Origin of the sequence: Amycolatopsis sp. NPDC059027 (assembly GCF_042739735.1) — a bacterium.
In the GTDB taxonomy this organism is placed as follows: Bacteria; Actinomycetota; Actinomycetes; order Mycobacteriales; family Pseudonocardiaceae; genus Amycolatopsis.
This window is the reverse complement of the sequence record NZ_JBHYIK010000018.1, coordinates 25,480-44,253: the sequence shown is the minus strand read 5'-3', so window position 1 is coordinate 44,253 and position 18,774 is coordinate 25,480. Positions and strand designations below refer to the sequence as shown.

General features: G+C 69.5%; 18 protein-coding genes. 7 read left to right on the top strand and 11 right to left on the bottom strand.

All coding sequences use genetic code 11. The annotated features are described in order from the left end of the window. Positions 1-54 precede the first annotated feature (54 nt). Together meaB and ACFWY9_RS14825 are read right to left on the bottom strand one after the other, a co-directional pair. The gene (meaB, locus tag ACFWY9_RS14830; RefSeq protein WP_378330987.1) at positions 55-1,032 is read right to left on the bottom strand and encodes a methylmalonyl Co-A mutase-associated GTPase MeaB; all 978 of its coding nucleotides are present in this window, start codon (positions 1,030-1,032) and stop codon (positions 55-57) included. Beyond that, entirely contained in the window at positions 1,032-2,219 is a 1,188-nt protein-coding gene (locus ACFWY9_RS14825; protein WP_378330986.1) for an acetyl-CoA C-acetyltransferase, read from the bottom strand. The genes meaB and ACFWY9_RS14825 overlap by 1 nt, the downstream gene beginning before the upstream one ends. Positions 2,220-2,358: 139 nt before the next feature. Here ACFWY9_RS14825 and mce point away from each other — a divergent pair, with 139 nt between their 5' ends. Beyond that, entirely contained in the window at positions 2,359-2,811 is a 453-nt protein-coding gene (mce, locus tag ACFWY9_RS14820; RefSeq protein WP_378330985.1) for a methylmalonyl-CoA epimerase, read from the top strand. Here the strand turns inward: mce and ACFWY9_RS14815 are convergent. Continuing rightward, the gene (locus tag ACFWY9_RS14815; protein WP_378330984.1) at positions 2,808-3,383 is read right to left on the bottom strand and encodes a TetR/AcrR family transcriptional regulator; all 576 of its coding nucleotides are present in this window, start codon (positions 3,381-3,383) and stop codon (positions 2,808-2,810) included. The genes mce and ACFWY9_RS14815 overlap by 4 nt on opposite strands. Positions 3,384-3,402: 19 nt before the next feature. Continuing rightward, positions 3,403-3,771: an SPW repeat protein gene (locus tag ACFWY9_RS14810; RefSeq protein WP_378330983.1), complete on the bottom strand. Its 369-nt coding sequence runs from the start codon at positions 3,769-3,771 to the stop codon at positions 3,403-3,405. 202 nt (positions 3,772-3,973) lie between these two features. Between ACFWY9_RS14810 and ccrA the strand changes: the two genes are divergently transcribed. The 5 genes from ccrA (at position 3,974) to ACFWY9_RS14785 (ending at position 9,940) form a co-directional block, all read left to right on the top strand. Further along, positions 3,974-5,314, top strand: a complete 1,341-nt coding sequence (gene ccrA / locus ACFWY9_RS14805) for a crotonyl-CoA carboxylase/reductase (RefSeq protein ID WP_378330982.1) — start codon at positions 3,974-3,976, stop codon at positions 5,312-5,314. A gap of 170 nt (positions 5,315-5,484) precedes the next feature. Beyond that, complete coding sequence (locus tag ACFWY9_RS14800; RefSeq protein WP_378330981.1) at positions 5,485-6,669, top strand: chromosome segregation protein; 1,185 nt, start codon at positions 5,485-5,487, stop codon at positions 6,667-6,669. Between the two features lie 102 nt (positions 6,670-6,771). Beyond that, entirely contained in the window at positions 6,772-7,221 is a 450-nt protein-coding gene (locus tag ACFWY9_RS14795; RefSeq protein ID WP_378330980.1) for a universal stress protein, read from the top strand. Further along, positions 7,218-8,378: an adenylate/guanylate cyclase domain-containing protein gene (locus tag ACFWY9_RS14790; RefSeq protein WP_378330979.1), complete on the top strand. Its 1,161-nt coding sequence runs from the start codon at positions 7,218-7,220 to the stop codon at positions 8,376-8,378. The genes ACFWY9_RS14795 and ACFWY9_RS14790 overlap by 4 nt, the downstream gene beginning before the upstream one ends. 164 nt (positions 8,379-8,542) lie before the next feature. Next, positions 8,543-9,940 (top strand): FAD-binding oxidoreductase, encoded by a 1,398-nt coding sequence (locus ACFWY9_RS14785; protein ID WP_378330978.1) that lies wholly within the window; start codon positions 8,543-8,545, stop codon positions 9,938-9,940. Between the two features lie 50 nt (positions 9,941-9,990). Here ACFWY9_RS14785 and ACFWY9_RS14780 read toward each other — a convergent pair whose 3' ends face one another. Continuing rightward, positions 9,991-10,659: a class I SAM-dependent methyltransferase gene (locus tag ACFWY9_RS14780; RefSeq protein WP_378330977.1), complete on the bottom strand. Its 669-nt coding sequence runs from the start codon at positions 10,657-10,659 to the stop codon at positions 9,991-9,993. 286 nt (positions 10,660-10,945) lie between these two features. Between ACFWY9_RS14780 and ACFWY9_RS14775 the strand changes: the two genes are divergently transcribed. Continuing rightward, positions 10,946-12,205 carry a DUF222 domain-containing protein gene (locus ACFWY9_RS14775; RefSeq protein WP_378330976.1) on the top strand — a complete coding sequence of 420 codons (1,260 nt, stop codon included), beginning with the start codon at positions 10,946-10,948 and terminating at the stop codon, positions 12,203-12,205. Positions 12,206-12,845: 640 nt separating this feature from the next. Here the strand turns inward: ACFWY9_RS14775 and paaE are convergent. Genes paaE through paaZ form a run of 6 tightly spaced genes read right to left on the bottom strand, consistent with a single transcriptional unit; the run spans position 12,846 to position 18,585 of the window. Continuing rightward, the gene (paaE, locus tag ACFWY9_RS14770; RefSeq protein WP_378330975.1) at positions 12,846-13,925 is read right to left on the bottom strand and encodes a 1,2-phenylacetyl-CoA epoxidase subunit PaaE; all 1,080 of its coding nucleotides are present in this window, start codon (positions 13,923-13,925) and stop codon (positions 12,846-12,848) included. Further along, a complete protein-coding gene (gene paaD / locus ACFWY9_RS14765; protein WP_378330974.1) occupies positions 13,926-14,417 on the bottom strand; it encodes a 1,2-phenylacetyl-CoA epoxidase subunit PaaD in 492 nt (163 codons plus the stop codon). Continuing rightward, complete coding sequence (gene paaC / locus ACFWY9_RS14760) at positions 14,411-15,307, bottom strand: 1,2-phenylacetyl-CoA epoxidase subunit PaaC (protein ID WP_378330973.1); 897 nt, start codon at positions 15,305-15,307, stop codon at positions 14,411-14,413. Before paaC ends, paaD begins: the two co-directional genes overlap by 7 nt. 13 nt (positions 15,308-15,320) lie before the next feature. Then, a complete protein-coding gene (paaB, locus tag ACFWY9_RS14755; RefSeq protein ID WP_378330972.1) occupies positions 15,321-15,605 on the bottom strand; it encodes a 1,2-phenylacetyl-CoA epoxidase subunit PaaB in 285 nt (94 codons plus the stop codon). Further along, on the bottom strand, positions 15,602-16,561 hold the full coding sequence (gene paaA, locus ACFWY9_RS14750; protein ID WP_378330971.1) for a 1,2-phenylacetyl-CoA epoxidase subunit PaaA: 960 nt from the start codon (positions 16,559-16,561) through the stop codon (positions 15,602-15,604). The genes paaB and paaA overlap by 4 nt, the downstream gene beginning before the upstream one ends. Further along, positions 16,558-18,585, bottom strand: a complete 2,028-nt coding sequence (paaZ, locus tag ACFWY9_RS14745) for a phenylacetic acid degradation bifunctional protein PaaZ (protein WP_378330970.1) — start codon at positions 18,583-18,585, stop codon at positions 16,558-16,560. The genes paaA and paaZ overlap by 4 nt, the downstream gene beginning before the upstream one ends. Positions 18,586-18,774: the final 189 nt, after the last annotated feature.

Below are 18,774 nucleotides of genomic sequence, written 5' to 3'. Positions count from 1 at the left end.
AAGGGACGCAGTATAGGGCGGGTCACAACACGACGGACAGCGCCGGAAGTCGGGTCAGCGCCGCAACTCCTCGACCAACTCGTCCGCCGCCGCGAAGGGGTCCAGCTCGCGGGCGACCACGCGATCGGCGAGACCGGCCAGCCGGTCTCCGTGGCGCAGATCGGCGAGTTCGGCACGCAGCCGCCGCACCGCGATGGCCTCGACCTCCTCCCTGGCCCGCGCCGCCCGGCGCCTCGGCAACTCCCCGTGCGTCACCAGCCATTCGTGGTGCGCGTCCAGCGCGTGGACGACGTCGTCGACGCCCTGACCGGTCGAGGCCACCGTCGGCACGATCGGCTGCCGCCAGCTCGGGCCGCGGACTTCCCGGCGTGCCAAGGAAATCATCTGCTTCAGATCGTGCACGGTCGCGTCGGCGCCCTCGCGGTCGGCCTTGTTGACCACGAACACGTCCGCGATCTCCAGCACGCCCGCCTTGGCCGCCTGGATCCCGTCGCCCATCCCGGGCGCCAGCAGCACCACCGTCGTGTCGGCGAGCTTCACGACGTCCACTTCGGACTGTCCAACCCCGACGGTCTCGATCAGCACGACGTCGAACCCCGCCGCGTCCAGTACCCGGACCGCCTGCGGCGTCGCCCAGGACAGCCCGCCGAGATGCCCGCGGGTGGCCATCGAGCGGATGAACACCCCGGGGTCGGTGGCGTGCTCGGTCATCCGGATCCGGTCGCCGAGCAAAGCGCCGCCGGAGAACGGCGATGACGGGTCGATCGCCAGTACGCCGACGCGCTTTCCCGCCGCCCGCAACGCCGTGAGCAGCGCGGACGTCGATGTCGACTTGCCGACACCGGGCGGGCCGGTGAGCCCGACGATCCGCGCGTTCCCGGTGAACGGCGTCAAAGCCCGCGCGACGTCCGCGACCCGCGGGTTAGCGGCAGTGTCAGTGTCTGCGACGAGCGAGATCAGCCGGGCGACGGCGCGATGCTGCCCGTCACGGGCCCGGCCGACCAGCTCGTCGAGATCGAAAGCGAGAGCCACTAGGCCTTCGGCACCCGCAGCAGCAACGCGTCACCCTGACCGCCGCCACCGCACAGCGCGGCCGCGCCGAGCCCGCCGCCGCGGCGTGCCAGCTCGTGGATCAGGTGCACGGCCAGCCGCGCGCCCGAGGCACCGATCGGGTGCCCGAGTGCGATCGCGCCGCCGTTGACGTTGACCTTGTCCGCGTCGACACCCAGCTTCTCGGTGGAGACCAGGCCGACCGCGGCGAAGGCCTCGTTGATCTCGATCAGGTCGAGCGCGTCGGCGGCCAGTTTTTCCTTGGCCAGCGCGGCGAGGATCGCGTTCGACGGCTGCTCGTGCAGGCTCGCGTCCGGACCGGCGACGACGCCGTGCGCGCCGATCTCGGCCAGCGGAGTCAGGCCCAGCTCCTCGGCCTTGGCCTTGCTCGCCACGACCACGGCGGCGGCACCGTCGGAGATCTGCGAAGCCGAACCCGCGGTGATGGTGCCGTCGGAGGCGAACGCCGGGCGCAGCTTGGCGAGGCCCTCGGCGGTGGTGTCGGCTCGGACACCCTCGTCGGTGGAGAACAGGATCGGGTCGCCCTTACGCTGCGGGATCGACACCGGCGCGATCTCGTCGGCGAAGTAGCCCGCCTCGGCCGCTGCGGCGGCGCGCTGGTGCGAACGCGCGGAGAACGCGTCCTGCGCCTCGCGGGTGATGCCGTAACGGCTGTTGTACTTCTCCGTCGAGGCGCCCATGGCGACCTGGTCGAAGGCGCAGAACAGGCCGTCGTGGGCCATGTGGTCGACGAGCGTGGTGTCGCCGTACTTGAAGCCGGAGCGGGACTTCGCCAGCAGGTGCGGCGCCTGGGTCATCGACTCCTGGCCACCCGCGACCACGATGTCGAACTCCCCGGCCCGGATGAGCTGGTCGGCCAGCGCGATCGCGTCGAGGCCGGACAGGCACACCTTGTTGACGGTCAGCGCGGGCACGTCCATCGGGATGCCCGCGGCCACGGCGGCCTGCCGCGCGGGGATCTGGCCCGCGCCCGCGGTGAGCACCTGGCCCATGATCGTGTACTGCACGGCTTCGGGGGCGACACCGGCGCGCTCCAGCGCGGCCTTGATCGCGACCCCGCCCAGCTGCGCGCCCGAGAAGTCCTTCAAGGAACCGAGCAATCGCCCGATGGGCGTACGGGCGGCGCCCAGGATCACGGAACCGGACACGGCAGTCCTCCAAGCTTCGGCGCGAGGGCGGTCGAAAAGACCATACCCGTGGGTTCGGCTTCTTGATGCAGCCAGTGTGAGCCGGGGCACGCCTGTTCGCGAACGTTGTCACCCTCCTACCAGCCCTATCCTCTTGTGCATGACTGACGCCCTGAAGCCTTTTGTCACCGCCATCGACCACGTGGGGATCGCGGTGCCGGATCTCGACGCCGCGATCGCCTTCCACGCCGAGCACTTCGGCCTGGAGGTCGCGCACGAGGAGGTGAACGAGGAGCAGGGTGTCCGCGAGGCGATGCTGCGCGCGCCCGGCACCGCGGGCACCGAAACGCAGATCCAGTTGCTGGCGCCGCTGCGGGAGGACTCGGCGATCGGGAAGTTCCTCGCCAAGAGCGGGCCGGGGCTGCAGCAGCTCGCCTACCGGGTGTCCGATGTGGACGCTGCCGCCGAAGCGCTACGGGCACAGGGACTACGGCTGCTCTACCCCGAGGCGAAGCGCGGGACGTCGAACAGCCGCGTCAACTTCGTGCACCCGAAGGACGCCGGTGGCGTGCTCGTCGAACTCGTCGAGCCCGCCGCCGATTCCGCGCACTAGGCCGGGGCGCCGCCGTTGCGCGAAGTCAGCGCGTTCGCGATGAACTTCAGCTCGGCGTCCATATCGGACGGCAGCACGTCGGCGTGCCGCGCGGTGGCGTGGCGGTGGGTGACGGCCCTGGCGAGCAGGCCGGACGCGCTGTCGACGTCGGCGATCGGCAGGCTGCCCCCGGTGGCGGTGACGATCACCGCGCGCACCTGGCGCACCAAAATCTGGAACCGCTCCAGCAGCGCGTCGCGCACGGCGTGGTGGGTGTCGGCCTCGCGCCACAACAGGTGCGAGAGCACGCGTGAGCCGGTGAACCGGCGGTCCAGCTCCCGCACCAGCCTGCCGAGGCTGCCCGCCACGTCCCCGGGGATGACGACGTTGGCGGGCTCGATGCGTTCCTCGGGCAGCCGTGCGACCAGTGCGGTGAGCAGGTCGGCCTTGCGCTTGAAGTAGTAGTGCACGAGCCCCTTCGGCACCCCGGCACGCTCCGCGATGCGGGAGGTCGGGGTGGCGTCGAAGCCCGACTCGGCGAAGAGGGCTTCCGCCGCGCGCAGGATGCGCTCCTTCGCCGAGTCGTCCTTCATGACTACTCCTTCGTAGTGCTCAGTGTGACCCGGCCATCCGGTGCGCCGCCTGTGCGACCGGCATCGCGACCGCGCCCGCGATCACGACCAGCACACCGGCGACCCACGAGGTCCAGGACGCCCCGTTGAACTCGGTGTACCCGATCACCCAGGGCGCGAGGAACATCAACACGCCCAGCACGATCTGGATGCCTTCGCCGTAAACCATGCCAGGCATGGCAAGCGACGCGAGGCCGTCGAGAGCGATCAGGGCACCGAGAACGATCATCGTCCACATCGCGCCGGTGCTCGTGCTCAGCCAAAGGGGTGAAAGCGCGGCGACGACCCCGATGACCACCTCCGCCCAGTCATGAGGGCGGGTCCAAGGGCGCGTCGACACTTCGTTCATCGTGCTCACCTCCAGTGGAGAACTCCTGTTTTTCCGGTGGTTCCGCACCTCCGATATTCCTCTTGGTTGGCCAGCCGGTCAAGACGTCTGAGCAGGCTGTGCCGGAGGTCGCCGGGCGCCTGTGCGCTTACTCTCGTACAGTTGCCCCCACGAGTTACTGACGAGTAATTTGATGCGCCCAACGCCGCCCCGTGGAGGTTCGATGACTGAGCTCGGCGAAATCCAGCAGGCCATCCTCACCGGCGACACCACCGCGGTGGGTTCGCTGCCGATGCCCGAGAGCTATCGGGGGGTGACCGTCCACGCGGACGAGGTCGGCATGTTCGAGGGACTGCCCAGCAAGGAGAAGGACCCGCGCAAGTCGCTGCACGTCGACGAGGTCCCGGTCCCCGAACTCGGCCCCGGCGAGGCGCTGGTCGCGGTGTTCGCCAGCGCGATCAACTACAACACCGTCTGGACCTCGATCTTCGAGCCGATCCCGACGTTCAAGTTCCTGCAGCGCTACGGCAAGCTCTCGCCGCTGGCCAAGCGCCACGACCTGCCGTACCACGTCGTCGGCTCCGACCTGTCCGGCGTCGTGCTGCGCACCGGCGCCGGCGTGCACAACTGGAAGCCGGGCGACGAGGTCGTCGCGCACTGCCTCAACGTCGAACTGGAAGGCCCGGACGGGCACAACGACACGATGCTCGACACCGAGCAGCGGATCTGGGGCTTCGAGACCAACTTCGGCGGTCTCGCCGAGATCGCGCTCGTCAAGGCCAACCAGCTGATGCCGAAGCCCGCGCACCTGACGTGGGAGGAAGCCGCCTCCCCCGGGCTGGTGAACTCGACCGCGTACCGGCAGCTCGTCTCGCGCAACGGCGCGGACATGAAGCAGGGCGACGTCGTGCTGATCTGGGGCGCCTCGGGCGGGCTCGGCTCGTACGCGACGCAGTACGCGCTCAACGGCGGCGCGATCCCGGTGTGCGTGGTCTCCAGCCCGGAGAAGGCCGCGATCTGCCGCAAGCTCGGTGCCGAGCTGATCATCGACCGCAGCGCCGAGGGCTACCGGTTCTGGAAGAACGAGCACGAGCAGGACCCGAAGGAATGGCAGCGCTTCGGCGCGAAGATCCGCGAGCTGACCGGTGGCGAGGACCCGGACATCGTGTTCGAGCACCCGGGCCGCGAGACCTTCGGCGCCTCGGTCTACGCCGCGCGCAAGGGCGGCACCATCGTCACCTGCGCCTCGACGTCGGGGTACCTGCACCAGTACGACAACCGGTACCTGTGGATGAACCTCAAGCGGATCATCGGCTCCCACTTCGCGAACTACCGCGAGTCGTGGGAGGCGAACCGGCTGATCTCGAAGGGACTCATCCACCCGACGCTGTCCAAGACCTACCGGCTCGAAGAGACCGGGCAGGCCGCGCTGGACGTGCACCGCAACGCGCACCAGGGCAAGGTCGGCGTCCTCGCACTGGCGCCCGAAGAGGGCCTCGGCGTCCGGGATCCCGAACTCCGCGCCAAGCACCTGGACGGCATCAACGCCTTCCGCGGCGCGTAGCCGTCCGCCGCCGGCGTGCCGCCCACCGGGCCATGCCGTGACATCGTGATGAGCTTTGTCACGCCTCGAACGCCGCCACGCGTCGCACCAGGGCGTGCGCTCACCGCAGGACACCCGGCGCGGACCGGGTGCTCACCCGTCCGTGACTCACTTGCGACTACGGTAGAAGGATGAGCCTTGGCGAGGAACGGGAGCTGGTGCCGCTGGGAGCCGGCTTCGACGTGGCGAAGCGCGGGTACAGCCGGGCACAGGTCGACGAGCACCTGGAGCGGCTGGACGGCGACCTGAAGATGCTCACCGCGGATCGGGACGCCGCCATCGCACAGGCGGGCGATCTGGCCAGGCAGCTGGAGATCGCCCGCGGCGAGATCGCGGACCTCCGCGGCCAGGTCGACCGGCTGGCACAGCCGCCGACGAGCGTGGAGGGCCTTTCCGAGCGCCTGCAGCGGATGCTGCGGCTGGCGCAGGACGAGTCCGCCGACACCAAGGCGCGGGCCGAGGCCGAGGCCGGGCACATCCGCGCCAAGGCCGAGACCGACGCGAGCGCCATGCGTGCCCGCTACGAACAGCTGCTCACCGAGCTCGACCTGCGGCGCAAGGAGATGGAAGCCGAGCACCGCAAGGTCCTCGAGGACGCGCGGGCCGAGGCGAAGGACATCACCGACAAGGCCAAGGCCGAGCGCGACCGGCTCGACGCCGAGTCCGAGGCGCGGCGCACGCAGGTCGAAGAGGACTTCGAGATCGCGATGGCCACGCGCCGCACCGAGGCCATGCGCGCGCTGGCCGAGCAGGAGGCGGCGAGCAAGGCCGAGGCCGCACGCCGCGTCCGCGAGGCGACCGAGGACGCGGCCGCGATCCGCGCGAAGGTGCTCGAAGAGGAGACCGCCGCGAAGGCGGACATCGAACGCCGCCAGCGCGAGTCGGTGGCCGACGCCAACAAGCGCAAGCAGGACTCGATCACCGAGGCCAACGCCCGGCTCGCCGAGGCAGCCGACGAGGCACGCCGACGCGTCCGCGTCGCCACCGAGGAGTCGAACCGGCGGATCTCCCAGGCCAACGAGCGCGTCGAATCGCTGCGGACGGTCCGCGCCGGGCTGGCCGAGCAGGTTCGCGCGGCCCGCACCGTGCTGGCCGAGGCGAGCACGGTCCTCGGCGACGAACCGGAGATCCCCGCCGAGCTCATGGCGCCCGCCGCCGGCACGTCCGTCAAGGCGCAGCCGAAGGCCGCCAAGCCGACCGTGAAGGCGTCGCAGAGCGGCGATTCGGAGAAGACGGTCCAGCTCAGCACCGCGAACGTGCCCAAGCCGCAGCCTTCACCCCGGCCATCCGGAGCGCAGAAACCGACTGGCGAGTAACCTACCTCCCGACAAGAGCGGCCGACGGCCCGCGCGGGTCCACTGGACCGGGCGTCGTCGCTGCTCACGCGGGAAGAGGCGAGCTTCGGTGGAGGTTGGCGCATGGCTGCATATCGGACCGTGGTGGTAGGGACGGACGGCTCGGACTCGTCGTTCGCGGCGGTCGACAGGGCGGCTTCGGTCGCCGGCGACTCGGGCGCGAAGCTGGTCATCACGTGCGCCTACTTCCCGGCCAGCAAGCAGGACGTCGAGAAGGCGCAGGACGTCCTCGGCGACGAGGCGTACCAGGTCGTCGGCTCGGCCCCGGCCGAGGACACGCTGCAGTCGGCCAGGGACCGCGCGGCGAAGGCGGGCGCGAAGGACATCGACACCGTCGCGGTCAAGGGCGAGCCGGTCGAGGCGCTGCGCAAGATCGTGTCGGAGCGCTCGGCCGACCTGCTGGTCGTCGGGAACCGCGGGCTCAACACCCTCGCCGGGCGCATCCTCGGCTCGGTGCCCTCGGAGGTGGCCCGCAAGTCCGGGGTGGACGTCCTGATCGTCCACACCACGTGACCGAATCCGGCGATCCCGTCGCGGGGGCCGAGCTCCAGCAACGGCTCGAGCGGATCCTCCTCGGCGGGAAACGCAAGTACGCCCGGGCCGAGGTCGCCGAGAAGGCCGGTGTGCCACCGGAACGTTCACTGCGGCTGTGGCGTGCGCTGGGCTTCGCCTCGGTCGGCGACGACGAGGTCGTCTTCACCGACGCCGACATCGACGCCGTCCGCACGGCGGACCAGCTCGTCCAGTCCGGGCTGATCGACCAGAGCGTCGAGGTGGCGGTGACCCGCGCGCTCGGCCAGCATCTGTCGCGGCTGGCCGAGTGGCAGGTGCACATGCTGTGGACGCTGATCACCGAACAGCCGGAGATGGCCGGGAGCGAGCGGCAGATCGCGCGGCTGGTCGACCGGCTGCTGCCCGAGCTGGAACAGGTGCAGAACTACGTCTGGCGCCGCCATCTCGCGGCCTACGCGGGCCGTGCGATGGCCACGGACGAGGACCTGGAGGAACGCACCGAGGTCGTCGGGTTCGTCGACATGGTGGGCTACACGCGGCTGACCCGGCAGATCGACGAGGACGAGCTGGGCCGCGTGCTCGACGCGTTCGAGTCGCTGACCACGGAGGTCATCGCGGAACAGCACGGGCGCGTCGTGAAGATGATCGGCGACGAGGTGCTCTTCGTCGCCGACTCCGCGGCCGACGCCGCCGAGATCGCGCTGGCGCTGACCGAACGGGCCGAGCAGTCGGACGATCTGCCCGGGGTCCGCGCGGGCATGGCGTCGGGCCGGATCCTGAGCCGCTACGGCGACGTGTACGGCTCGGTCGTCAACCTCGCGGCCCGGCTGACCTCGGTGGCCCGGCCGGGAACGATCCTCATCGACAAGCAGCTCGCCTCGGAACTGGAGGACGAGCCCGCGTACGACGTGCGCACCCGGCGCCCGGTCTCGGTCCGGGGCTACAACCGGCTGCGCCCCTCGGCGTTGCGGCGGGCGAAGACGGAACCCACCGGGATGTTCGCGAGCTCGCAGGAACTCGCGGCCGAAATGCTCGGCCTCACCGATCCGAACGAGGCGGCGGAGGAACCCCAGGACGACGTGCCTTCGGAGGACGCGGAAGTCCCGGCGGAGCAACGAAAACGCGGCAGGCGACGGCGGCTGCCGAGACTCCCGTGATTCTCCGTTATCCAGGCTGAAAATCGCCCTCCGCGGCGTGAAAAACTCCGGGCCCGCGAAACGTAACGCCCACCGGTGACAGACGACGTAGGTGACTACGCCCGCCACCGGAGTTCGGTGACAGCCGGTCGCCGGGTGATCGCCGAGAGAGCGGAGTACCCGTCATGACTTCGATCGCCGAGCGAAACCTGGACGCCCTGCGCGGTGCCCTGCGAGGAACGGTGCTCACCGAGGGGGATCCGGACTACGACCAGGCCCGCTCGGTCTGGAACGGGGAGATCGACCGGCGCCCCGCGGTGATCGCCCGCTGCGCGGGGCCGGAGGACGTCGTCGCCGCGCTCGCGTACGCCCGCGAACAGGGACTCGAGGTCGCGGTGCGCGGCGGCGGGCACAACTTCGGCGGCATGGCGGTGTGCGACCGCGGACTCGTGGTCGACCTGACGCCGCTGAAATCGGTCACGGTCGATCCGGACACCCGGGTCGTGCGCTGTGGCGCCGGGCTCACCTGGGCCGATCTGGACGCGGCCACCCAGCAGCACGGCCTCGCCGTCCCCGGCGGCACGGTGAGCCACACCGGCATCAGCGGCCTCACCCTCGGCGGCGGCATGGGCTGGCTCACCGGGGCGTTCGGACTGTCCTGCGACAACCTGAGCTCGGCACAGGTGGTGACCGCGGACGGCCGGATCCTGCGGGCCGCCGCCGACGAGCATCCGGATCTGTTCTGGGCGCTGCGGGGCGGCGGCGGGAACTTCGGCGTGGTGACCGAATTCGAGTTCCGCGCGCATCCGGTCGGCCCGCTGGTGCGGGTCGGGCTGTTCTTCTGGGGCGCCGCCGACGGCGTCCCCGCGCTCCGCCTCGCGCGGCGGATCGTCTCCGGCCTCGGCGAGGACTCGGGCGCGCTGATCGCCGGTCTCAACGCGCCCCCGGCGCCGTTCGTCCCGGACGAGTACCACTTCGCGCCGGGTTACGCGCTGATCGTCGCCGGCTTCGGCGGCGAGGACGCGCACGCGTCGATCGCCGACAACGTCCGGGAAGGCCTGACGCCGTTGTTCGAGATGGTCACGGAGATGCCGTACGTCGAACTCCAGAAGCTCATCGACGGCGCCGCGCCGTGGGGGATCCTGGCCTACGAAAAGGGCGCCTATGTGGACGATCTCTCCGAGGACGTCATCGCCGTGATCACCGAACACCTGCCGCGCCGGACCTCGCCGATGTCGATCATGCCGATCCTCCCGATGCAGGGCGCCTACACCACGGTTCCGGAGGAGGCGACCGCGTTCGGCGGCAGCAGGCGCGGAGGCTACGTGGTCAACATGGCCGGTCTCGCGACCGATCCCGCCGTGCACGCCGCCGAACGGGAGTGGGCCCGGACGTTCTGGGCGGCGCTGGCGCCACACGCGAGCAACTCCGCGGGCTATGTGAACTTCATGAACGAACAGGACCACGACCGGGTGCGGGCGTCCTACGGTGCGGAGAAGTACGAGCGGTTGTCCCGGATCAAGGCCGAGTACGACCCTGAGAACGTGTTCCACCGCAACGCGAACATCCGCCCGGCTCAGTGACGTCCCGTCTGTCCACAAAGGAGTAGATGGGAGGCCACGTCCAGTCCGCGCTAACGTCCCTTGCACGCCTTCATCGCCAGCACCGCCGGGGTCGGAGTACCGCCCTCGGCGAACCGTTCGAGCGTCAGCCCGGCGGCGAGGAACGCGTGCAGCAGCTCGGGCAGCGGACGATGCGTGGCGCCGACCTTGTCCCGGATTCCCCGATCCGTCCACGACTCCTTGGTCCAATGGCCGTCAAGGTATCCGGGACGAAGGACCACGGCGTCCAGGTCGCCGCGATCGGCGAACCCACCACAGAAACAGGGATGGACACCCACGTGCACGAACACCCCGCCCGGCCGCAGCACCCTGGCCACCTCGCGCAGCACCGCGGGATAGCCGGGCATGTCGGTGTGGACCATCATCGCGATGACCGCGGGCACGCTGTTGTCCTTCAGGGGTAGCCGTTCGGCGTCGGCCTTGGCGACGGGCAGCCTGTTTCGCGCATGACGCAGCATCCTGCCGGAAAGGTCGATCCCCACGGGAGTCCTCCCGAGGTCACGCACGCTGGCCGCGTGGACGCCGGTACCGCAGCCGATCTCCAGGCAAAGTCCGCCGCCCCGCCCGAGGAGGTCACGCAGCGCGGCGTCGATGCCGAGCGGATCGTCTCCCTTTCCTCGCCCGGCCCTCAGGAATTCCTCTTCGTACCAGTCCGCGATCTCGTCGTAGGCCGCTCGCATCATTCCAGCGGAGCACGGTTTCGACCTGTACCGCCACCGATTCCGCCCTGGGCTGAACCTCCCTTGCCACCGCCGCATGGGCTCCGAGAAGTCCTGCCTTGCGCAGCATCGGATTCGATACGTCAGGCGGTAAGGCAACCTCATATCGCCTGCCCCCAAACTCCTCCCAATGAGGAGTCCCGCATCGAATTTTCACCACATTCCTTGTACAGCAAGGAAAAGTGCGTGCTTCAGGTTCACCCGATCGATAGCACGCATGTTCGATCGGGCAACGTATCGTGGAGGTATGTCAGTCGACAGCAACACCTCCGCGACGCGCACCGAGTGGTGGCGCGAGGATGTCGGCTGCCTGCTGGACAGGCTCCTGGAGTCCGAGTGTGTGCAGCGCCGCGAAGCCGCTGTCCAGGGCGAGGTCATGGCCGAACTCGAACGCCGCGGCATACGCGACACCACCGGATACGGGAGTCTCGTGCGGTTGTTGCAGGAGACGTTGAACATTCCCTACGCCGAGGCGAAAGCACGGGCGGCGCGGGCACTGGCGCTCAACGGCACCCGCGACCTGACTTCCGGCGAGCAGCCGCCTACTGCGCCCGCGACCGCGCAGGCCGCTGCCGAGGGCGCGGTCGGGGCCGCGCAGATCGACGAGATCCTGCGGGTGCTGGACAAGCTTCCCCAGACCGTGTCGTTGGAGGATCGGGAGCAAGCGGAGAAAATTCTCGCCGAGCTGGCCCGCGCCGCCGGACCCCGAGAAATCCGCGCCGCCGGACGACGACTGCTCGCCCAGCTCGACCCCGACGGGAAAGAGCCCAAAACCCGGGAACCGAAACCCTTCCAGCCCGAGTTCTCCATCGCCCCGCACCGTGATGGCGGGCACCAGATCAAGGCACGCGTCGACGATGAGACTTCCGCGCGCTTACAAGCGATGCTGGATCCGCTCGCGAAGCCTCGCCCGGCCAATGAGGAAGAGGGCCGCGACACCCGAACCCAGTGGGAGCGGCGCGGGTGCGCGTTCTCGGAACTGGTGCGGATGTGGGCCGAACATCCCGATCTGCCGACGCAGGCCGGGGAAGCCACGCACATTGTCGTGACAGTCAGCTTGGAAGAGCTGCGGTCCGGGATCGGTCAGGCCACTCTCGATCTGCTCGGGGAGATCACCGCTGCCGAGGCGCGGCGGCTGGCCTGTGACGCCAAGATCATTCCGATGGTGCTGGGCTCGCACAGCGAACCCCTCGACGTGGGCCGGGCGCAACGGCTGGCCACCCCCGCCATCCGACGCGCACTCATCCGACGCGACGGAGGCTGCGCCTTCCCGGGCTGCGATGCGCCCGCTTACCGTTGTACGGCGCATCATGTGGTGTATTGGGCACACCATGGTGAGACCAAAGTGGACAATCTCGTGCTCGTATGTTCCGTCCACCACAAGCTCATCCACCATTCCGAATGGGAAGTCCGCATCACCACCGACGGACTCCCGGAATTCATACCGCCCGCCTGGCTTGACGCCACCCGCACACCCCGACGCAACACCATCCACCTACGAACCTAGGCCACTTCTAAGTTTTCTCCGGCTTGCGCCGACATCGACCACTTGAGTCTCGGAGCATCGGTGAGTCCTGCATGGGTAACCGAATGACCGTGGGCTTGGCCCGTCTTTGACGGACGTCTCTGACCAGAATGCGCCGAGTTCAAGGCTGAGATCGCCGGTATGTGCCTGCGTAGCGAGCGATCGAGACCGCAGGCCGTAGTTGGTTCGAGTTCACCGACTCGGCGGTGCACAACTGGAGCAAGCGGACCCAGATCGACGGTGGAACCCACGCGGAACTGGCCGCAACCGGTCACCCCACGGACACATCGGATCGCCCGGCTCGTGCACCCCAGGGCCTGCACGGCCGCACGCCCAGACGATGGCGCACCACCACCGTCCCCGCAGCCGCTCCCATCCGTGGCCTCTTCGGACGCGACTTCGCGTGTGCCACCACAACCATCAACCAAGGCTGGTGCGGCGACATCAGCTCGATCTGCCTGGGAAGGATGGCTTTACCCAGCCACGGTCATCGACCTCTCCTCCCGCCGGATTGTCGGCTGAGCGACCGCCGAGCACTGGTCATGGAGTCTCCGCGGACGGCACCGACGTCAGGATCGCTTGCTGAGCGGCCACCCCGCAGCCGCCGAGCTGGGCTCGGAACTCAGGCGTCGAAATCGACAGTGACGGTCTCCGAGACCGGGAGCGACTGGCAGGTGAGCACGAACCCGGCGTCCACTTCGGACTTTTCGAGGGCGAAGTTTCGCCGCATGTCCACCTTTCCCGAAGTCACCTTGGCGCGGCAGGTGCCGCACACGCCGCCCTTGCAGGCGAAGGGCAGATCCGGCCGGAAGCGTTGCGCGCCGTCCAGCACCGAGGTCTCGCGCGAGAGGCTCATGGAGGTGGAGCGGCCGTCCAGGATCAGGGTGACGTCACTGGCGGCACCTTCGACGCCTGGCTCCGGGTGCCGCACCGGCTCCGGCGGAAGATCGTCCACATAGAACAGTTCCTGGTGTACGCGGTCGCCGGGGACGCCCAGTGACGCCAGGAGTTCCTGGGCACCGGTCACCATGCCGAACGGGCCGCACAGCCACCAGTGTGCGACGTCGGAAACCGGCAGCAGCGCGGAGAACAGGGCCGACAGCTTCTCCGCGTCCAGCCGTCCGGTGAACAACTCGGCCTCGCGCGGTTCCCGGGACAGGACGTGCACGAGTTCCAGCCGGGACGGCCAGCGGTCCTTCAGATCGGCGAGTTCGTCGGCGAACATGACGGTGTCGGTGCGGCGGTTGCCGTACAGCACCGTCACCGTCGCGTCCGGCGAGCCGCCCAGCAGCGAAGCCACGATCGAGAGTACCGGGGTGATCCCGGAGCCGGCGGCGATCAGCACGTGGTGTCCCCCGGCCGCGAGGTCGGGCGTGAACGATCCGGCCGGCGCGGCGACCTCGATCTCGTCGCCCGGCCGGACGTCGTGCACCAGCCAGCTCGAGAAGAGCCCGCCCGGCACCTCGCGCACGCCCACTCGCGGCCGCTCCCCCGCCGCGGCACAGATCGAGTACGAGCGCCGCTCGTCGCGGCCGTCCACCGTCCGCCGCAGCGTGAGCGACTGACCGGGCCGGAAGTCGAACTCCGCCGCCAGCTCCGGAGGGACGTCGAAGGTGACGGCGACCGCGTCGGCGCACAGCCGCTCGACACCCGCCACGAGCAGGGTGTGGAAGGCGGTGCGCCGGGAAACCGTGGCAGTCACTCAGATCTCCTTGACGTGTTCGAACGGTTCGAGGCAGGACCGGCAGCGGCGCAGCGCCTTGCACGCGGTGGCGCTGAACCGCGACTGCTCCTCGGTGTCGGCCGAACCGCAGTGCGGGCACACGACCCGCGACACCGGCGCGCCCAGGGTGAGCGGGATCGGCCCGGATGGGCGCCGCGGCGCCGCGCCCGGCGGGGCGATCCCGGCGTCGGCCAGCTTCCGCCTGCCGGACTCGGTGATCCAGTCGCTCGACCACGCCGGGTCCAGCACGGTCCGGATCTCGATCTCGGCGTACCCCGCGTCCCGCAGCGCGTGCTCCAGATCGTCCCGCATGGTGTCCATGGCCGGGCAGCCGGTGTAGGTCGGGGTGATCGCGACCGTAACTCGACCGTCCACTTCGGACACGTCGCGCAGGACGCCGAGATCCGCGAGTGTCAGCATCGGCAGCTCGGGATCGGTGACCGTGGAAGCCACGGCGAGAGCGCTCACCATGTCGCACCCGGCGTCGCCCTGGCCACGCTCTGCAACTCGGCCAGCAGGAATCCCAGCTGCTCGGTATGCACGCCGTCCCGGCCCATCCGGCCGGACACGCCCGCGAGCGGACCCACCTCGGGACGAGACAGCGTCGCGGCGATCAGCGCTTGGTCGAGAACGGCGTCGAACTCCGGACGCACCGTCGCGGCGTCGACCAGTTCGACGGGGTGTGTCTCGAACAGTTCGCCGACGTACGGCCAGACCTCGTCGAGCCCTTCCCGCATGCGCTCGTGCGACAGCTCGGTGCCGTCGCCGAGGCGGACCAGCCAGCCGGCGGCGTACTCGCGGTGATAGGTGAGTTCCTTGACGCCCTTGGCCGCGATGGCCGCGAGCACCGGGTCCACACTGGACTCCGCCGACGTACTTCCTCCCGCGGAGGCGGCATCAGACTCAAGTCGCTGGAACAGGGCCAGCCGCCAGGTGGCGAACACGAACAGCCGCGCGATCAGGTGCCCGAAGTGGCCGCCGCCGAGTTCGGCGAGGCGAACGTTGCGGAACTCGTTCTCGGCTCGAAGAAACGCCAGCGCGTCCTCACCGCGGCCGGAGCCGTCGGCCTTGCCCGCGCGGGCGAGCAGGAGCCGCGCCTGACCGAGCAGATCGAGCGCGATGTTCGCGATCGCGACCTCGTCCTCCAGCTCGGGCGCGTTCGTGCACCACTCCTGCAGCCGGTGCGAGAAGATCAGCGCGTCGTCGCCGAGCATCAGGCAGTACGCCGCCAGCGCCGCACCGTCCACACCGGACGGAACCGTGGTGTCCACTCCGGACAGCGGATCGTCGAACCCAGTACCGAAGGCCCACCGCGCGTCGTTCTCTTCGGTGATCGCCTCGTAGACGTTATCGAAAGACACAGCAACTCATCCCTCAGATGTGGGGGACGTTCTCGGGAATGTCGTAGAACGTCGGATGCCGGTAGACCTTGTCCCCGCTGGGCGCGAAGAACGGGTCCTTCTCGTCCGGGCTCGACGCGGTGATGTGCTCCGCGCGCACGACCCAGATCGACACGCCCTCGTTGCGCCGGGTGTAGAGGTCACGGGCGTGGTGCAGCGCCATCTCGTCGTCGGCCGCGTGCAGCGAGCCGACGTGCACGTGGTTCAGCCCGCGCTTGCCGCGGACGAACACCTCGTACAGCGGCCAGTCGTGTTTCATCGCCGAGCCTCCTGCTTCCGTGCGTGGGCGACGGCCGCCGCACGCACCCATTCGCCGTCCTCGTGCGCGCGACGCCGGTGCGCGATCCGCTGCGCGTTGCAGGGACCGTTGCCTTTCAACACGTTCTTGAACTCGCCCCAGTCGACGGCGCCGAAGTCGTAGTGTTCGCGTTCGGCGTTCCACTTCAGGTCCGGGTCGGGGAAGGTGACACCCAGCGCCTCCGCCTGCGGCACCGACATGTCGACAAAACGCTGGCGCAGCTCGTCGTTGGTGTGCCGCTTGATCTTCCACGCCATGGACTGCGCGGTGTTCGGCGAGTCCGCGTCGGGCGGGCCGAACATCATCAGCGACGGCCACCACCAGCGGTTCACCGCCTCCTGCACCATCTCCCGCTGCTGCTCGGTGCCACGCATCATCGTCATCAGCAGCTCGTAGCCCTGCCGCTGATGGAACGACTCCTCCTTGCAGATGCGGATCATCGCCCGCGCGTACGGCCCGTACGAGCTGCGGCACAACGGGACCTGGTTGCAGATCGCCGCGCCGTCGACGAGCCAGCCGATCACGCCGACGTCGGCGAAGGTCAGCGTCGGATAGTTGAAGATCGACGAGTACTTCTGCCGCCCGGTGATCAGCTTGTCCGTCAGGTCCGCGCGATCCGCGCCCAGTGTCGCCGCCGCCGAGTACAGGTACAGCCCGTGGCCGGCCTCGTCCTGCACCTTCGCCAGCAGGATCGCCTTGCGCCGCAAGGAAGGCGCGCGGGTGATCCAGTTACCCTCCGGCTGCATGCCGATGATCTCCGAATGCGCGTGCTGCGCGATCTGCCGGATCATCGTCTTGCGGTAGCCCTCGGGCACCCAGTCACGCGGCTCGACGCGCTGGTCGCGCTCGATGGTGTGCTCGAAAAGCTGCTCCAAGTCCTTTTCGGACGGTGCTTGTCCGGAGACTGTCGCGGTCATGGCTGCTCCTTCGAGACCAGGGTCAGCACGTCATACTTCGCGACCGACTCGCCCGCGGCGTTGGTGACGTCGGCGTCCCAACGGACCTCGCCGTAGTCCTGGTCGATGCGCGGGGTGATCTGCTTCGCGGTCAACGTCACGGTCAGCTCGTCCCCGGCCTTGACGGGCGTGAGGAACCGCAGGTTCTCCAGGCCGTAGTTGGCCAGCACCGGGCCCGGCTCCGGCGAGACGAACAGGCCCGCCGCGAAGGAGACGATGAGATAGCCGTGCGCGACGATGCCGCCGAACAGCGGGTTCGCGGCGGCGGCCTCGGGGTCGGTGTGCGCGTAGAAGGTGTCCCCGGTGAACTCGGCGAAGTGGTCGATGTCGGCGCGGGTGACCGGACGCGGCCCGGCGACCACCGAGTCGCCGATCTTCAGCTCCGCCAAGGACTTCCGGAACGGGTGGACGCCTTCCTCACGCGGCGCGCCCGCGACCCAGCGACCGGTGACGGCGCTGAGCGCGGCGGGCGAGCCCTGGACGGCGGTGCGCTGCATGTGGTGCAGCACGCCGCGGACGCCACCCATCTCCTCGCCACCACCCGCGCGGCCGGGGCCGCCGTGCACGAGTTGCGGCATCGGCGAACCGTGGCCGGTGGACTCCTTGGCGTCTTCGGCGTCGAGCACCAGCAGACGTCCGTGGTAGGGCGCGGTGCCGAGCACGACGTCGCGCACGAATTCCTTGTCCGCGCTCACGATCGACCCGGCCAGGCTGCCGCCACCGCGTGCGGCCAGCTCGACGACCTGCTCGACGGAGGTGTACGGCAACAGCGTCGACACCGGCCCGAAGGCCTCGACCTCGTGTGGCTCCGAGCGTTCCGGGTCGGCCTTGAGCAGCACCGGGGAGATGAACGCGCCACGCTGGGCGTCGGCGTCCACCACGTCCACCGTCTCGGGGTCACCGAAGACCACGCTGCCCGCGTCGAGCAGCGCCTTGAGCGAGCGACGGACCTCCTCGCGCTGCTCCAGACTGGCGAGCGCGCCCATCCGGACGCCTTCGGACGCGGGGTTCCCGACGGTGGTCTTCGCCAACCGCGCGCTCGCCGCGGCGGCGACGTCGTCCAGCAGTTCGGCGGGCACGAACGCGCGGCGGATCGCGGTGCACTTCTGCCCCGCCTTGACCGTCATCTCGGTGACGAGCTGCTTGACGTAGAGGTCGAACTCCGTGGTCCCCGGCTTCGCGTCCGGACCGAGGATCGAGCAGTTCAGCGAGTCGGCCTCGGCGGTGAACCGGACGGCGTTGCGGACGATCGCCGGGTGTGCGCGCAGCTTCCGCGCGGTGGAGGCGGACCCGGTGAACGAGACGAGGTCCTGCGCGGTCACGTGGTCGAGCAGGTCGCCGACGCTCCCGGCGACGAACTGCACCGACCCCTCGGGCAGGATGCCGGACTCGATGATCAGCTCGACCAGGCGCGCGGTCAGGTACGCGGTCTGGCTGGCGGGCTTGATCAGGCTCGGCACCCCGGCGAGGAACGCGGGCGCGAGCTTCTCCAGCGGGCCCCACACCGGGAAGTTGAACGCGTTGATCTGGATCGCGACCCCGCGCAGCGGCGTGCAGATGTGCTGCGCGACGAAGGTGCCACCCCGGCTCAGCTGCTCGACGTTGCCGTCGACGTACACCGTGGCGTTGGGCATTTCGCGCTTGCCCTTGCTGGAGTAGGCGAACAGCGTGCCGAAGCCGCCGTCGATGTCGAACTTCGAGTCACCGAGCGTCGCGCCGGTCTTGGCCGACAGCGCGTACAGCTCCTCACGGTGCTCACGCAGATGCGAGGCGAGCGCCTTGAGCAGCGCGGCCCGCTGGTGGAACGTCAGCTCGCGCAGCGCGGGACCGCCGACCCGGCGGCCGTACTCCAGCGCGGCCGCGAAGTCGACGCCGGCCGAGGAGATCCGGGCGACCTCCTCGCCGGTGGCCGCGTCGTGCAGCGGTACGCCGTCGTCCGTGGCGGTGTGCCACTCGCCGGAAACGTAACTGCGGAGCAATGCCATGGGGTCCGACCCTCTCAGTCTGTCGTGCGGCTGCGTGGTGGCGAGGTGCGCTGGCGCCCGAATTACTTACCGTACGTTCGGTAATTCGCCATCCTAGCTGGCGCTCCGGCGCCCGCCAAGCCCTGCCGTGTTGACCAGCCCAAACGGGCGAGCGTCACCCGGAGATCGATTTATGCGAGACCGTGACTG

What these genes read in the sequence shown, in the direction of transcription:
- mce (WP_378330985.1), top strand. Translation starts at nt 2,359, where the DNA reads ATGACTGACGCCCTGAAGCCTTTTGTCACCGCCATCGACCACGTGGGG.
- ACFWY9_RS14815 (WP_378330984.1), bottom strand. Translation starts at nt 3,383, where the DNA reads ATGAAGGACGACTCGGCGAAGGAGCGCATCCTGCGCGCGGCGGAAGCC.
- ACFWY9_RS14810 (WP_378330983.1), bottom strand. Translation starts at nt 3,771, where the DNA reads ATGAACGAAGTGTCGACGCGCCCTTGGACCCGCCCTCATGACTGGGCG.
- ccrA (WP_378330982.1), top strand. Translation starts at nt 3,974, where the DNA reads ATGACTGAGCTCGGCGAAATCCAGCAGGCCATCCTCACCGGCGACACC.
- ACFWY9_RS14800 (WP_378330981.1), top strand. Translation starts at nt 5,485, where the DNA reads ATGAGCCTTGGCGAGGAACGGGAGCTGGTGCCGCTGGGAGCCGGCTTC.
- ACFWY9_RS14795 (WP_378330980.1), top strand. Translation starts at nt 6,772, where the DNA reads ATGGCTGCATATCGGACCGTGGTGGTAGGGACGGACGGCTCGGACTCG.
- ACFWY9_RS14785 (WP_378330978.1), top strand. Translation starts at nt 8,543, where the DNA reads ATGACTTCGATCGCCGAGCGAAACCTGGACGCCCTGCGCGGTGCCCTG.
- ACFWY9_RS14780 (WP_378330977.1), bottom strand. Translation starts at nt 10,659, where the DNA reads ATGCGAGCGGCCTACGACGAGATCGCGGACTGGTACGAAGAGGAATTC.
- ACFWY9_RS14775 (WP_378330976.1), top strand. Translation starts at nt 10,946, where the DNA reads ATGTCAGTCGACAGCAACACCTCCGCGACGCGCACCGAGTGGTGGCGC.
- paaD (WP_378330974.1), bottom strand. Translation starts at nt 14,417, where the DNA reads ATGGTGAGCGCTCTCGCCGTGGCTTCCACGGTCACCGATCCCGAGCTG.
- paaB (WP_378330972.1), bottom strand. Translation starts at nt 15,605, where the DNA reads ATGAAACACGACTGGCCGCTGTACGAGGTGTTCGTCCGCGGCAAGCGC.
- paaA (WP_378330971.1), bottom strand. Translation starts at nt 16,561, where the DNA reads ATGACCGCGACAGTCTCCGGACAAGCACCGTCCGAAAAGGACTTGGAG.
- paaZ (WP_378330970.1), bottom strand. Translation starts at nt 18,585, where the DNA reads ATGGCATTGCTCCGCAGTTACGTTTCCGGCGAGTGGCACACCGCCACG.